This window comes from Leclercia sp. UBA5958 (assembly GCF_002430365.1).
Taxonomy (GTDB): Bacteria; Pseudomonadota; Gammaproteobacteria; order Enterobacterales; family Enterobacteriaceae; genus Enterobacter; species Enterobacter pneumoniae.
In genome coordinates this window covers 436,388-450,377 of record NZ_DJCE01000007.1, presented here as the reverse complement: position 1 = coordinate 450,377, position 13,990 = coordinate 436,388, and the positions used below count along the sequence as shown (strand labels likewise).

Genomic DNA, 13,990 nt, shown 5'->3' with positions numbered 1-13,990 from the left:
CTCCTGTCTTAGCGTGCCGGCTGAGAAGCCACGGAGGACTGCTCGTAGTGATAGCGACCGGTTTTCAGGCTGCTTGGGCCGAGGCGAGCGAACTTGAACATCAGGAACAGCTCAGCCACCAGGAACAGGGTGTACAGACCGCAAATCAGCAACATGGAGAAGATAAGGTCGCCAGCGGTCAGCGACGAGTTCGCCACAGCCGTTGGTAACACCTCACCGATAGCCCACGGCTGACGGCCATACTCCGCAACGAACCAACCGGATTCGATGGCAATCCATGGCAGCGGAATACCGTACAGCGCCGTACGCAGCAGCCATTTTTTCTCGCCGATACGGTTACGAATAACCGACCAGAAGGAGGCAGCAATGATCAGCAGCATAATGATGCCGCTCCCGACCATGATACGGAACGCGAAATACAACGGCGCAACGCGTGGAATGGAGTCTTTGGTCGCCATCTGAATTTGCGCTTCCGTCGCGTCAGAGACGTTCGGGGTATAGCGTTTCAGCAGCAGACCATAACCCAGGTCTTTCTTCACGTCGTTGAACTGGTCGCGAACGGCCTGATCGGTAGAGCCCGCACGCAGCTGCTCTAACAGGGAATAGGCTTTCATCCCGTTACGGATACGCTCTTCATGCTGAACCAGCAGGTCTTTAAGGCCAATGACCGGCGTGTCCACGGAGCGGGTAGCAATAATGCCCAGCGCGTAAGGAATTTGGATGGCGAAGCGGTTTTCCTGCGCATCCTGATCCGGAATACCGAACAGGGTAAAGGCCGCCGGAGCCGGCTGCGTTTCCCATTCTGCTTCAATTGCCGCCAGCTTGGTTTTCTGCACGTCACCCATCTCGTAACCGGATTCATCACCCAGCACGATAACAGAGAGGATGGCTGCCATACCGAAGCTCGCCGCAATGGCGAAGGAGCGTTTTGCGAAAGCAAAGTCGCGGCCACGCAGCATATAGTAGGCGCTAATACCCAGCACGAACATCGCGCCGCAGACATAACCCGAAGCCACGGTGTGCACGAATTTCACCTGCGCGACCGGGTTCAGCACCAGCTCAGAGAAGCTCACCATCTCCATGCGCATGGTTTCGAAGTTGAAATCAGAGGCGATAGGGTTCTGCATCCAGCCGTTTGCCACCAGGATCCACAGTGCAGAGAGGTTGGAGCCGAGGGCGACCAGCCAGGTTACCGCCATGTGCTGAACTTTACTCAGACGATCCCAGCCGAAGAAGAACAGACCTACAAAGGTGGATTCGAGGAAGAAGGCCATCAGACCTTCAATGGCCAGCGGCGCACCGAAAATATCTCCAACGTAGTGGGAGTAATAAGACCAGTTAGTCCCGAACTGGAACTCCATGGTCAGACCGGTAGCCACGCCCAGCGCAAAGTTGATACCAAACAACTTGCCCCAGAACTTGGTCATATCTTTATAAATCTGTTTGCCGGAGAGGACGTACACCGTTTCCATGATGGCCAACAAGAACGCCATACCGAGCGTCAGTGGCACAAACAGGAAGTGGTACATCGCGGTCAAGGCAAACTGTAAGCGCGACAGTTCGACTATATCTAACATCATGACTCCTTGCTCATCGCATGAAGACCTCGAGAGTAAGTCCCGTTAGAAAGGACTCACCCGCATGCCCCAATAAAAAAGTTTTCAGCATCCTTTCTTCCTTACTTATTCTTCGCTGGAGAAAAAAGCCATGATGAAAGGTTGCAGATACGTTAATTAAAACACCAAATTGATCCTGCAATATATTACGCCGTAAAACCCTTACAATAAACAGGTTTTTATTGAATCAGATTTACGTTTTACGACAGCGATCAATATATGGCGAATTTACCACTTTTGGACCAGTTTGATCGCGAACAATTTAACGGTTTTTCACGCTCTTTTCCAGGTATTAAATATTGATTTAAATCAATATTAAGCGCAGTTGTTAACTGTGTATCTTCGCGGTAAACATAGTAAAAACCATGTTAATGATATGTATAAATTGGCGGGCATTAGTTATCAATTAAACGACATACTATGAATAATAGTCATTTAAATTAACCATACTTGAAGGGAATCTTTTTATTAAGGCAAATTAGTCCCAATATCCTGGGGATGTTAATTTTTTATCTTACTCACAGAAAAGAAACCTATTACAAATATTTTACTTTTCACAATCCGTAAATTAACACCGCATTGTTACTATAAAGTGAAAGCGAAATAACCGACCGCTGGATTACCCCCCTTTCCCTCACTAACTGGCACCTATTTTTGGCGCATCGTCTCCCCTCCCCTCGCATAAAAAAAAGGCCATCTTACGATGGCCAACCATGTCGAAACGGACATTTATTATGTCAAAGCTCCCCGCACGGGGAGCAGAGAGGATTTACTTAATGATGGATTTCAGTGCTTCGCCGATATCAGCCAGGCTGCGAACGGTTTTCACACCCGCTGCTTCCAGCGCAGCAAATTTCTCATCAGCAGTACCTTTACCGCCTGCGATGATGGCGCCAGCGTGGCCCATACGCTTGCCTTTCGGCGCGGTAACACCCGCGATGTAGCCTACTACCGGCTTGGTCACGTGATCTTTGATGTAAGCGGCCGCTTCTTCTTCTGCGCTACCGCCGATTTCACCGATCATTACGATCGCCTCGGTCTGCGGGTCTTCCTGGAACAGCTTCAGGATGTCGATGAAGTTAGAGCCTGGAATCGGGTCACCGCCGATGCCCACGCAGGTAGACTGGCCGAAACCGTAGTCAGTGGTCTGTTTAACCGCTTCATAGGTCAGGGTACCAGAGCGGGAAACAATGCCCACTTTACCTGGCTTATGGATATGGCCTGGCATAATACCGATTTTGCACTCACCTGGGGTGATAACACCCGGGCAGTTCGGGCCGATCATGCGCACGCCGGCTTCATCCAGCTTCACTTTCACGGTCAGCATGTCCAGCGTCGGGATGCCTTCAGTGATAGTGATGATCAGTTTGATGCCTGCATCGATGGCTTCCAGAATGGAATCTTTGCAGAACGGCGCAGGAACGTAGATCACGGTCGCGGTTGCGCCGGTCGCTTCGACCGCTTCGCGGACGGTGTTGAACACCGGCAGACCCAGGTGCGTAGTGCCGCCTTTACCCGGCGTCACGCCTCCAACCATTTGCGTACCGTAGGCCAGCGCCTGTTCGGAGTGGAAAGTCCCCTGGCTACCGGTGAAGCCCTGGCAGATAACCTTGGTATCTTTATTAATTAAAACGGACATTATTTCCCCTCCACTGCGGCAACAACCTGCTGAGCTGCATCCGTCAGACTTTTCGCTGCAATAATATTCAGGCCGCTGTCAGCCAGTTTTTTCGCGCCGAGTTCAGCGTTGTTACCTTCCAGACGCACAACCACTGGAACGTTAACACCCACTTCTTCTACCGCACCGATAATGCCGTCTGCGATCAGGTCGCAACGTACGATACCGCCAAAGATATTCACCAGAACGGCTTTGACGTTGTCGTCAGAGAGAATGATTTTAAACGCTTCGGTCACGCGCTCTTTGGTTGCGCCGCCGCCCACGTCGAGGAAGTTCGCCGGTTCGCCGCCGTGCAGTTTCACGATGTCCATGGTGCCCATTGCCAGGCCCGCACCGTTAACCATACAGCCGATGTTGCCATCCAGTGCCACGTAGTTCAGTTCCCACTGTGCAGCCTGCGCTTCACGTGGATCTTCCTGAGACTGGTCGCGCATTTCACGCAGATCGGACTGGCGGAACAGGGCATTGCCGTCGGCACCCAGTTTGCCGTCGAGGCAGATCAGGTCGCCCTGCTTAGTGATCACCAGCGGGTTGATTTCGATCAGCGCCAGGTCGCGCTCCAGGAAGATGGTCGCCAGGCCCATGAAGATCTTGGTGAACTGCTGAACCAGTTTACCTTCCAGACCCAGTTTGAACGCCAGTTCGCGACCCTGGTACGGCATAGGGCCGGCCAGCGGATCGATAGCCACTTTGTGGATCAGGTGCGGGGTCTCTTCCGCCACTTTTTCGATTTCCACGCCGCCTTCGGTAGAGGCCATGAACACCACGCGACGGGAGCTACGGTCTACTACCGCGCCGAGGTACAGCTCTTTTGCGATATCGGTCGCCGCTTCAACCAGAATCTGGTTAACCGGCTGGCCGTTCGCGTCTGTCTGGTAGGTCACCAGGCGTTTGCCCAGCCAATGTTCCGCAAAGGCGCGGATCTCTTCTTTAGAGTTGACTACCTTCACACCGCCCGCTTTACCGCGGCCACCAGCGTGAACCTGACATTTAACTACCCACGGGCCAGCACCGATTTTTGATGCGGCTTCTTCTGCTTCACGCGGGGTAGTACAGGCATAACCCACCGGAGCCGGTAAGCCATACCGGGCAAACAGCTGTTTGGCCTGATATTCATGTAAGTTCATGTGTTCTATCCATCCTTCAGGTAATCGTTAGATCATGCTTTTGTAGGCCCGGCGGGAGAGACCGCCGGGCAATGGTGCGAAATTACACGTCCAGCAGCAGACGAGTCGGATCTTCCAGCAGCTCTTTAATGGCGACCAGGAAGCCCACGGACTCACGGCCATCAATCAGACGGTGATCGTAGGAGAGCGCCAGATACATCATTGGCAGAATTTCGACTTTACCGTCAACGGCCATTGGACGATCTTTGATGGCGTGCATGCCCAGGATCGCGCTCTGCGGCGGGTTGATGATCGGAGTGGACATCAGCGAACCGAAGACGCCGCCGTTGGTAATGGTGAAGTTACCACCGGTGAGATCTTCTACGGTCAGCTTGCCGTCACGGCCTTTCAGCGCCAGCTCTTTAATGCGTTTTTCGATGTCAGCCATGCCCAGGGTGTCTACGTCACGCAGAACCGGGGTCACCAGACCGCGCGGCGTAGAAACGGCCATGCTCACGTCGAAGTAGTTGTGATAAACCACATCATCGCCGTCGATGGAAGCGTTCACTTCCGGATAGCGTTTCAGCGCTTCAACCACCGCCTTCACATAGAAGGACATAAAGCCCAGACGGATACCGTGACGTTTTTCAAACGCGTCACCGTACTGCTTACGCAGGTCCATGATTGGCTTCATGTTCACTTCGTTAAAGGTGGTCAGCATCGCGGTGGAGTTTTTCGCTTCCAGCAGACGCTCAGCCACACGCTTACGCAGGCGGGTCATCGGCACGCGTTTCTCGCTGCGTGCGCCCAGTGCAGGCTGCGCTGCTGGCGCTGCCGCAGGGGCTTTGGCCTCAGCTTTCGCTTCAGAAGGCGCTTTTGCCAGATGCTTATCGATATCTTCGCGGGTCAGACGGCCGCCCACGCCGGTGCCTTTGATGGCCGCCGGATCGAGGCTGTGTTCAGCCAGCAGGCGACGGATCGCCGGGCTGAGCGCGTCGTTAGACTGCTCTTCCAGAGAAGCCTGCTGGCGCTGGGCCGGCGTAGAGGCTTTCTCTTCAGATTTAGCGCTGGACTCTTTGCCCGCGCTGTTGCCTTCACGCAGGCGACCCAGGATCTGGCGAGAGGTCACGGTGGTCCCTTCATCTTCCAGCACTGCGTCCAGGATGCCATCCGCCGATGCCGGTACTTCCAGTACCACTTTGTCAGTTTCGATTTCTACCAGCACTTCATCGCGCTTAACGCTATCGCCCGGTTTTTTGTGCCAGGTCGCGACGGTCGCATCTGCTACGGATTCAGGCAGGTCGGGAACAAGAATATCTACGCTACTCATTATTTATCCTTTAATTAATCGACGTTCAGCGCGTCATTAACCAGATCTTGTTGCTGCTTCTGGTGAACGGACATATACCCTACCGCCGGAGAGGCGGAGGCCGGGCGACCTGCATAACGCAGAGCAGACCCAAATGGAATCACTTCACGGAAATGATGCTGACTGCAGTACCATGCGCCCTGGTTGAGCGGCTCTTCCTGGCACCAGACAAAATCATGGACGTGAGCATATTGTTTCAGCACTTCCTGCATCGCCTGATGCGGGAATGGATACAGCTGTTCGATACGCACGATGGCGACATCTTTCTGATCGTTTTTACGGCGCTGTTCCAGCAGGTCGTAATAAACCTTACCAGAACACATTACGACACGCTTAACGCCTTTCGGATCCAGCTCGTCAATCTCACCGATGGCTGGCAGGAAGGTGCCGTTAGCCAGTTCATCAAGGCTGGAGACCGCCAGCGGATGGCGCAGCAGGGATTTCGGTGACATGACCACCAGCGGACGACGCATACCGCGCAGCGCCTGACGACGCAGCATGTGATACACCTGAGCCGGGGTAGACGGCACGCAGACCTGCATGTTCTGCTCAGCGCAGAGTTGCAGATAACGTTCCAGACGCGCGGAGGAGTGCTCCGGACCCTGGCCTTCGTAACCGTGCGGCAGCAGCATCACCAGACCACACATACGGCCCCACTTCTGTTCGCCAGAAGAGATGAACTGGTCAATCACCACCTGAGCACCGTTAGCAAAGTCACCGAACTGCGCTTCCCAGATGGTCAGGGTGCGCGGTTCCGCGGTGGCATAGCCGTACTCAAATGCCAGGACCGCTTCTTCAGACAGAACGGAGTCCCAGACCTTAAACTGGCCCTGGCCGTTATGTACGTGCTGCAGCGGAGTGTAAGTTGAACCGTTTGACTGGTTGTGCACAACCGCATGACGGTGGAAGAAAGTACCACGGCCCGCATCTTCACCGGACAGACGAACCGGAATGCCTTCGTCTACCAGCGTGGCGTAGGCCAGCGTCTCAGCGCCACCCCAGTCGAACAGCTTGTCGCCTGCCGCCATGGACTGACGGTCAGCGTAAATTTTTGCCACGCGAGACTGCATCTCGATAGCGTCAGGCACGGTGCTGATGCGTTTTGCCAGCTCCTGCAGGCGCTTCATCTCGACCTTGTTCGGGTAGCTCTCATCCCACTCGTGGTTAAGGTACGGCGACCAGGTAAAGGAGTGCATATTCATCGGGCGCAGCTCTTTCACGACGCATTCACCCGCGTCCAGCGCGTCGCGGTAAAGATTAACCAGCTCGGTCGCATCTTCCAGCGTCGCCACGTTTTCGCCTTCCAGCCTGTCGGCATAGATCTTGCGCGGCGTCGGGTGTTTTTTGATTTTCTGGTACATCAACGGCTGGGTTGCGCTTGGCTCATCAGCTTCGTTGTGGCCGTGACGGCGGTAGCAGAACAGGTCAATCAGCACGTCGCGTTTGAAGGTATTACGATAGTCCAGCGCCAGACGGGTAACGAAGGCCACTGCTTCCGGATCGTCCGCGTTAACGTGGAAGATTGGCGCCTGTACCATCTTACCGATATCAGTACAGTACGGCGTAGAACGCGCGTCCAGCGGGTTAGAGGTAGTGAAGCCCACCTGGTTGTTGATCACGATGCGAACGGTACCGCCCACTTCGTAACCCCGCGCTTTGGACATGTTCAGGGTCTCCTGAACCACGCCCTGACCGGTAATGGCCGCGTCACCGTGGATGGTGATTGGCAGCACTTTGTTACTGCTCGGCTCGTCCAGACGATCCAGACGCGCGCGCACGGAACCGATAACCACCGGGCTAACAATTTCCAGGTGAGACGGGTTAAACGCCAGCGCCATATGCACCAGCCCGCCTTCGGTTTCGATATCCGATGAGAAGCCCATGTGGTACTTCACGTCGCCAGTGCCGAGGTGTTCTTTATGTTTACCCGCGAATTCGTCGAACAGATCCTGCGGTTTTTTACCCAGGACGTTGACCAGCACGTTCAGACGGCCACGGTGCGCCATACCCAGTACCACTTCACGGGTACCGCTTTTACCAGCATGACGAATCAGCTCTTTGAGCATTGGGACTAATGCGTCGCCGCCTTCCAGCGAGAAGCGCTTCGCACCCGGGAATTTCGCGCCCAGATAGCGCTCAAGGCCCTCTGCTGCGGTCAGTTCGCCCAGGAAGCGTTTTTTCTCTTCAGGGGAGAAGGTCGCGTGGCCCGCCACGGACTCAATACGCTGTTGGATCCAGCGTTTCTCTTCTGTTGAGGTGATGTGCATGTATTCCGCGCCGATGGAGCCGCAGTAGGTCTGCTTGAGGGCATCAATCAGATCGCCCAGCTTCATCGTGTCTTTGCCGATGGCAAATGAACCTACGTTAAAGCTCTCCTGGAAATCGGCCTCGGTCAGATCGTGGTAAGCCGGATCGAGATCCGCTACGCGATCTTGCTGCCACAGTCCCAGCGGATCGAGATTCGCATGCTGGTGACCACGGAAGCGATAAGCGTTGATAAGCTGCAGGACTTTAACCTGCTTCGCATTGGTGTCAGGGTCGGAAATAGCAGAAGAGTAACGTGAGGCATCCTTCGCCAGACGACGGAAATAATCACGTGTTTTGGAGTGGAATTGATCCGGTTTGACCCCTGTTCCTGGTAATTGCTGGAACATAGAACGCCAGTTTGCGTCCACTGAGTCAGGATCGGTTAAGAAGTCTTCATAGAGCTGTTCTATCCAGGTCTGGTTCGCACCAGAAAGGTAAGAAGAGTCCAGCCAGGCTTTCAAAGCGCCGTTCTGCATCGTGATCCCTTAAGCATTTTTATGCTTACTTTCGCCGTAGAAACTACCACGCACACTTCGTGTACGTGCCGGGGTTCACCTGCGAGCTCTTGTTGGCTCGCGAAGGAACCTTTAGAAACTGTCTTAAGGGTTTCCCCTCACCCCGACCTTCTCCCACAGGAGAGGGGGAATGTCGTCGGCAGTTTTTAAAGATTTCCTGCAATCTATTCCCTCTCCCTTTGGGAGAGGGTTAGGGTGAGGGGAACAGCACTCCCCTCTCTCATTACTTACGCACTGCGTTGCAACAGCATCGACTTAATATGGCCGATGGCGCGCGTCGGGTTCAGCCCCTTAGGACATACACTGACGCAGTTCATGATGCTATGGCAGCGGAATACGCTGAAAGCATCACTCAACCCTTCCAGACGGTTATCGGTTTCAGTATCGCGGCTGTCGATCAGGAAGCGATACGCGGCCAGCAGGCCGGCCGGGCCGATAAACTTGTCCGGGTTCCACCAGAACGACGGGCACGAGGTCGAACAACATGCACAGAGAATACACTCATACAGACCATCGAGTTTTTCACGCTGCTCTGGCGACTGTAAATGCTCGCGAGCGGGTGGATTTTGCCCATTATTCAACAAGTAAGGCTTAATCTTCTCATATTGTGCATAGAATTGCCCCATGTCCACCACCAAATCGCGCACGACCGGCAGGCCAGGCAGCGGGCGGATCACAATCTTCTGGCCCGGACGGTTGAGCGCAGAGATTGGGGTAATACAGGCCAGACCGTTTTTGCCATTCATGTTCAGACCGTCGGAGCCACACACCCCTTCACGGCAAGAGCGACGGAATGACAGTGTCGGATCTTTTTCTTTCAGCTGCATTAAGGCATCCAGCAGCATCATGTCACGGCCTTCTTCCGCTTCCAGGGTGTAATCCTGCATATGCGGAGCATCATCTACATCCGGGTTATAACGATAAACTGAGAATTCGAGTTTCATTGTCCTGTCTCCGCATTAGTAAGTACGAATCTTCGGCGGGAACGCCGGACGCAGTTTCGGTTCCATGTTCACGCTACGACGCGTCATGGTTTCCGACTCTGGCAGATACAGGGAATGGCACAGCCAGTTTTCGTCGTCACGATCCGGGAAGTCGAAGCGGCTATGCGCGCCACGGCTCTCGGTACGGAAGTTTGCCGACATCGCAGTCGCGAATGCGGTTTCCATCAGGTTATCCAGCTCCAGACACTCAACGCGCTGGGTGTTGAACTCGCTGGAGGTATCGTCCAGACGGGCGTTTTTCAGACGCTCACGGATCGCTTTCAGCTGCTCAAGCCCTTTCGCCATCGCGTCACCTTCGCGGAAGACCGAGAAGTTATGCTGCATGCACTCTTGCAGCGCTTTACGGATTTCCACCGGATCTTCGCCGTTACGGTTGCCGTTCCAGCGGTTGAGGCGCTCGAGGGAGGCATCGATTTCAGCGTCGGTGGCGTCAAGCAGGTCACCCTGCTCGGCAATGGATTCCTGCAGATGCAGACCCACCGCGCGACCAAATACCACCAGGTCCAGCAGGGAGTTGCCGCCCAGACGGTTTGCACCGTGCACGGAGACGCAGGCGATTTCGCCGACGGCGAACAGGCCTGGGATGACCACATCTTCGCCCTGCGCGTTCACGGTCAATGCCTGACCGGTCACTTTAGTCGGAATACCGCCCATCATGTAGTGGCAGGTTGGGATAACCGGGATAGGTTCTTTAACCGGGTCAACGTGGGCAAAGGTACGGGACAACTCCAGAATGCCCGGCAGGCGGGATTCCAGTACCTCTTTACCCAGGTGGTCGAGCTTCAGCTTCGCGTGTGGACCCCATGGGCCATCGCAGCCGCGGCCTTCGCGGATTTCGATCATGATGGAACGCGCCACCACGTCACGACCCGCCAGGTCTTTCGCATTCGGGGCATAACGCTCCATGAAGCGCTCGCCGTGTTTGTTCAGCAGGTAGCCACCTTCACCACGGCAGCCTTCTGTCACCAGAACGCCCGCGCCGGCGATGCCGGTTGGGTGGAACTGCCACATCTCCATATCCTGCACCGGCACGCCCGCGCGGATAGCCATACCAACGCCGTCACCGGTGTTGATGTGGGCGTTAGTGGTGGACTGATAAATACGGCCTGCACCGCCGGTCGCCAGCACGGTTGCACGGGCTTTGAAGTAGACCACTTCGCCGGTTTCGATGCACAGGGCGGTACAACCTACCACTGCGCCATCGGCGTTTTTCACCAGATCCAGCGCATACCACTCGGAGAAGATGGTGGTGTGATTTTTCAGGTTCTGCTGGTACAGGGTATGCAGCAGGGCGTGACCGGTACGGTCAGCCGCCGCCGCGGTACGTGCCGCCTGCTCGCCGCCGAAATCTTTCGACTGGCCGCCAAACGGACGCTGATAGATAGTGCCATTTTCCAGACGGGAGAACGGCAGACCCATATGGTCCAGCTCCAGAATCGCTTCCGGGCCGGTTTTACACATATATTCGATGGCATCCTGGTCGCCGATATAATCGGAACCTTTCACCGTGTCGTACATGTGCCATTCCCAGTTATCTTCATGGGTATTACCCAGCGCCACGGTGATGCCACCCTGGGCTGAAACGGTATGGGAACGGGTCGGGAACACTTTAGAGAGCAGCGCACAGGTCTGGCCGCTCTGGGAAATTTGCAGTGCGGCACGCATACCTGCGCCACCCGCACCAATTACGACAGCATCAAATTCTCTGACTGGCAGTTTCATCACACACCCCACACCACAACGAATCCATAAATAACGTAAACCACTAACGCCACAACGATAGCCAGCTGCAGCGGCAGACGAATTGCCAGAGGTTTAACGTAATCGGTCAGTACCTGCCACATACCAATCCAGGCGTGGATCAGAATGGAGAACAGGGCCAGCAGGGTGAAGACTTTGGTGAAAGCCGAGCCGAAGAATCCGCTCCAGATTTCCCACGTCAGGTCGCCGCTGGTGGCGAAGAAACCGATCAGATAGATGATGTAGAGGGTGAGGACGATGGCAGTAGCGCGAACCAGAATGAAATCATGTACGCCGTTGCGTCCTAATGCGGAGGCGTTGCTTACCATACGAGAACTCCTGCAAGAAGTGAAAGCACGACAGTAATCACAAATGAAATATTGGCAGTACGTTTACCCGCTTCGAAGGTCTCTTCCAGATAGCCGAAATCCATCAGCATATGGCGAACACCACCGACAACGTGATACGCCAGTGCGGTGAGAATGCCCCACATGATAAATTTCACGAAGAAGCTGCCCATGATGGCAGACGCCTGGAGGAATCCTTCCGGGGAAGAGAGGCTGGTACCCAGCAACCACAGCAGAATGCCTACCGCCACAAACGTAATCACACCGGATACACGGTGGAGAATGGACGCTATTGCCGTTACGGGGAATCGGATCGTTTTAAGATCCAGATTGACAGGTCTTTGTTTTTTCACATTTCTTATCATGAATAACGCCCACATGCTGTTCTTATTGTTTCCTTCCTCCGGACTGCTTGCGGGTCAGACAGCGTGCCTTTTCTATAACTGTGCGTCATGTAAAACATTGCTTCCAGATGTTCAAACGACACATTACAACGCTGGGTGGCTCGGGATTGCAGGGTTTTCCGGAGACCTGGCCGCAGTATAGGGTGTTCACAAAATCATTACAATTAACCTACATATAGTTTGTCGGGTTTTATGCCGAACAGTGATCAGGGTCACGATAACAACATCTTTTTAAATTTTAATCATCTGATTTGACAAATGTTAAACATTATTGTTACAAACATCACCAGAAAAGGCATATAATGCGCAAAAGTTATGAGGTCTTGCTTTCACCTGAGAATAAGTTATGTAACAGTGTGGTGGTATTGACCGAAGTTATCAGGACAGTTATTAGTGATATACAGGTTTGAATAATTCGGACCGCGAAGACACTGATTTGCTGTTGTTTCACTGATTTTTCAACTCATTACCTGCAAGGCGCCATAGCTCTGTACCCTGGTTTCTCCTCGTGAGCTGAGCGGTAAGCCAAATAACAAACTGGTAACGGTGTTAAATCAGCAGAATGCAAATCCGGTAAACCGTGGTCTTAAGCAATAAGGCGCTAAGGAGACCGTAAATGGCTGATACAAAGGCAAAGCTCACCCTGGGTGGTGATAATGCTATTGAACTGGATGTGCTAAAAGGCACACTCGGTCCGGATGTTATTGATATCCGTACGCTGGGTTCTAAAGGGGTATTCACCTTTGACCCTGGATTCACCTCTACCGCATCTTGCGAGTCCAAAATCACCTTTATCGACGGTGATGAAGGTATCCTGTTACACCGCGGTTTCCCCATCGATCAGTTAGCTACCGACTCCAATTATCTGGAAGTGTGCTACATCCTGCTGAACGGCGAAAAACCGACGCAGGCGCAATACGATGAATTCAAAACCACCGTAACCCGTCATACCATGATCCATGAGCAGATTACCCGTCTGTTCCATGCGTTCCGTCGTGACTCTCACCCAATGGCGGTGATGTGCGGGATTACCGGTGCGCTGGCAGCGTTCTACCACGACTCACTAGACGTGAATAACCCACGTCACCGTGATATCGCGGCATTCCGTCTGCTGTCCAAAATGCCAACCATGGCCGCGATGTGCTACAAGTACTCCATCGGTCAGCCGTTCGTTTATCCGCGTAACGACCTCTCCTACGCGGGTAACTTCCTGCGCATGATGTTCTCCACGCCGTGTGAAGAGTACGAAGTGAACCCCGTCCTGGAACGCGCAATGGATCGTATTCTGATCCTGCACGCTGACCACGAGCAGAACGCATCGACCTCTACCGTACGTACCGCGGGCTCTTCGGGCGCAAACCCGTTCGCCTGTATCGCTGCGGGCATCGCTTCCCTGTGGGGACCGGCGCACGGCGGCGCGAACGAAGCGGCGCTCAAAATGCTGGAAGAGATCAGCTCTGTTGAGCACATTCCGGAATTCGTACGCCGTGCGAAGGATAAGAATGACTCCTTCCGCCTGATGGGCTTCGGTCACCGTGTTTACAAAAACTATGACCCGCGCGCCACCGTAATGCGTGAAACCTGCCACGAAGTGCTGAAAGAGCTGGGTACCAAAGATGACCTGCTGGAAGTGGCCATGGAGCTGGAACACATCGCGCTGAACGACCCGTACTTCATCGAGAAGAAACTCTACCCGAACGTCGACTTCTACTCCGGTATCATCCTGAAAGCGATGGGTATTCCGTCTTCCATGTTCACCGTGATCTTCGCCATGGCACGTACCGTGGGCTGGATTGCACACTGGAACGAAATGCACAGCGAAGGCATGAAAATCGCCCGTCCTCGTCAGCTGTATACCGGCTACGAGCAGCGTGATTTTAAATCTGACATCACTGAGCAGTAAT

The 13,990-nt window shown here is 54.1% G+C and carries 11 protein-coding genes; 2 read left to right on the top strand and 9 right to left on the bottom strand.

The window, feature by feature from the left end:
• Positions 1–8: 8 nt before the first annotated feature.
• The 9 genes from cydA to sdhC form a co-directional block, all read right to left on the bottom strand.
• Positions 9–1,577 (bottom strand): cytochrome ubiquinol oxidase subunit I, encoded by a 1,569-nt coding sequence (gene cydA / locus B2Q93_RS11550; RefSeq protein WP_046886975.1) that lies wholly within the window; start codon positions 1,575–1,577, stop codon positions 9–11.
• 808 nt (positions 1,578–2,385) lie between these two features.
• The gene (sucD, locus tag B2Q93_RS11545) at positions 2,386–3,255 is read right to left on the bottom strand and encodes a succinate--CoA ligase subunit alpha (RefSeq protein ID WP_040076525.1); all 870 of its coding nucleotides are present in this window, start codon (positions 3,253–3,255) and stop codon (positions 2,386–2,388) included.
• Positions 3,255–4,421 carry an ADP-forming succinate--CoA ligase subunit beta gene (gene sucC / locus B2Q93_RS11540; protein WP_040076526.1) on the bottom strand — a complete coding sequence of 389 codons (1,167 nt, stop codon included), beginning with the start codon at positions 4,419–4,421 and terminating at the stop codon, positions 3,255–3,257. The genes sucD and sucC overlap by 1 nt, the downstream gene beginning before the upstream one ends.
• 82 nt (positions 4,422–4,503) lie before the next feature.
• Positions 4,504–5,730 carry a 2-oxoglutarate dehydrogenase complex dihydrolipoyllysine-residue succinyltransferase gene (gene odhB / locus B2Q93_RS11535; protein WP_040076527.1) on the bottom strand — a complete coding sequence of 409 codons (1,227 nt, stop codon included), beginning with the start codon at positions 5,728–5,730 and terminating at the stop codon, positions 4,504–4,506.
• Positions 5,731–5,744: 14 nt separating this feature from the next.
• Positions 5,745–8,552 (bottom strand): 2-oxoglutarate dehydrogenase E1 component, encoded by a 2,808-nt coding sequence (gene sucA, locus B2Q93_RS11530; RefSeq protein ID WP_040076528.1) that lies wholly within the window; start codon positions 8,550–8,552, stop codon positions 5,745–5,747.
• Positions 8,553–8,818: 266 nt separating this feature from the next.
• The gene (gene sdhB / locus B2Q93_RS11525) at positions 8,819–9,535 is read right to left on the bottom strand and encodes a succinate dehydrogenase iron-sulfur subunit SdhB (RefSeq protein WP_039029333.1); all 717 of its coding nucleotides are present in this window, start codon (positions 9,533–9,535) and stop codon (positions 8,819–8,821) included.
• A gap of 15 nt (positions 9,536–9,550) precedes the next feature.
• A complete protein-coding gene (sdhA, locus tag B2Q93_RS11520; RefSeq protein WP_040076529.1) occupies positions 9,551–11,317 on the bottom strand; it encodes a succinate dehydrogenase flavoprotein subunit in 1,767 nt (588 codons plus the stop codon).
• Positions 11,317–11,664 (bottom strand): succinate dehydrogenase membrane anchor subunit, encoded by a 348-nt coding sequence (gene sdhD, locus B2Q93_RS11515; protein ID WP_040076530.1) that lies wholly within the window; start codon positions 11,662–11,664, stop codon positions 11,317–11,319. Before sdhD ends, sdhA begins: the two co-directional genes overlap by 1 nt.
• Positions 11,658–12,062 (bottom strand): succinate dehydrogenase cytochrome b556 subunit, encoded by a 405-nt coding sequence (sdhC, locus tag B2Q93_RS11510; protein WP_040076531.1) that lies wholly within the window; start codon positions 12,060–12,062, stop codon positions 11,658–11,660. Before sdhC ends, sdhD begins: the two co-directional genes overlap by 7 nt.
• 326 nt (positions 12,063–12,388) lie before the next feature.
• Here sdhC and B2Q93_RS21335 point away from each other — a divergent pair, with 326 nt between their 5' ends.
• Both B2Q93_RS21335 and gltA read left to right on the top strand, forming a co-directional pair.
• Positions 12,389–12,496, top strand: coding sequence for a hypothetical protein (locus B2Q93_RS21335; RefSeq protein WP_419395273.1), 108 nt, complete (start codon positions 12,389–12,391; stop codon positions 12,494–12,496).
• A gap of 206 nt (positions 12,497–12,702) precedes the next feature.
• Positions 12,703–13,989 carry a citrate synthase gene (gene gltA / locus B2Q93_RS11505; protein WP_207293245.1) on the top strand — a complete coding sequence of 429 codons (1,287 nt, stop codon included), beginning with the start codon at positions 12,703–12,705 and terminating at the stop codon, positions 13,987–13,989.
• Position 13,990 lies beyond the last annotated feature (1 nt).

Bases quoted from the DNA above. Each gene is read 5' to 3' on its own strand.
- cydA (WP_046886975.1), bottom strand. From the start codon at position 1,577: ATGTTAGATATAGTCGAACTGTCGCGCTTACAGTTTGCCTTGACCGCG.
- sucD (WP_040076525.1), bottom strand. From the start codon at position 3,255: ATGTCCGTTTTAATTAATAAAGATACCAAGGTTATCTGCCAGGGCTTC.
- sucC (WP_040076526.1), bottom strand. From the start codon at position 4,421: ATGAACTTACATGAATATCAGGCCAAACAGCTGTTTGCCCGGTATGGC.
- odhB (WP_040076527.1), bottom strand. From the start codon at position 5,730: ATGAGTAGCGTAGATATTCTTGTTCCCGACCTGCCTGAATCCGTAGCA.
- sucA (WP_040076528.1), bottom strand. From the start codon at position 8,552: ATGCAGAACGGCGCTTTGAAAGCCTGGCTGGACTCTTCTTACCTTTCT.
- sdhB (WP_039029333.1), bottom strand. From the start codon at position 9,535: ATGAAACTCGAATTCTCAGTTTATCGTTATAACCCGGATGTAGATGAT.
- sdhA (WP_040076529.1), bottom strand. From the start codon at position 11,317: ATGAAACTGCCAGTCAGAGAATTTGATGCTGTCGTAATTGGTGCGGGT.
- sdhD (WP_040076530.1), bottom strand. From the start codon at position 11,664: ATGGTAAGCAACGCCTCCGCATTAGGACGCAACGGCGTACATGATTTC.
- sdhC (WP_040076531.1), bottom strand. From the start codon at position 12,062: ATGTGGGCGTTATTCATGATAAGAAATGTGAAAAAACAAAGACCTGTC.
- B2Q93_RS21335 (WP_419395273.1), top strand. From the start codon at position 12,389: ATGCGCAAAAGTTATGAGGTCTTGCTTTCACCTGAGAATAAGTTATGT.
- gltA (WP_207293245.1), top strand. From the start codon at position 12,703: ATGGCTGATACAAAGGCAAAGCTCACCCTGGGTGGTGATAATGCTATT.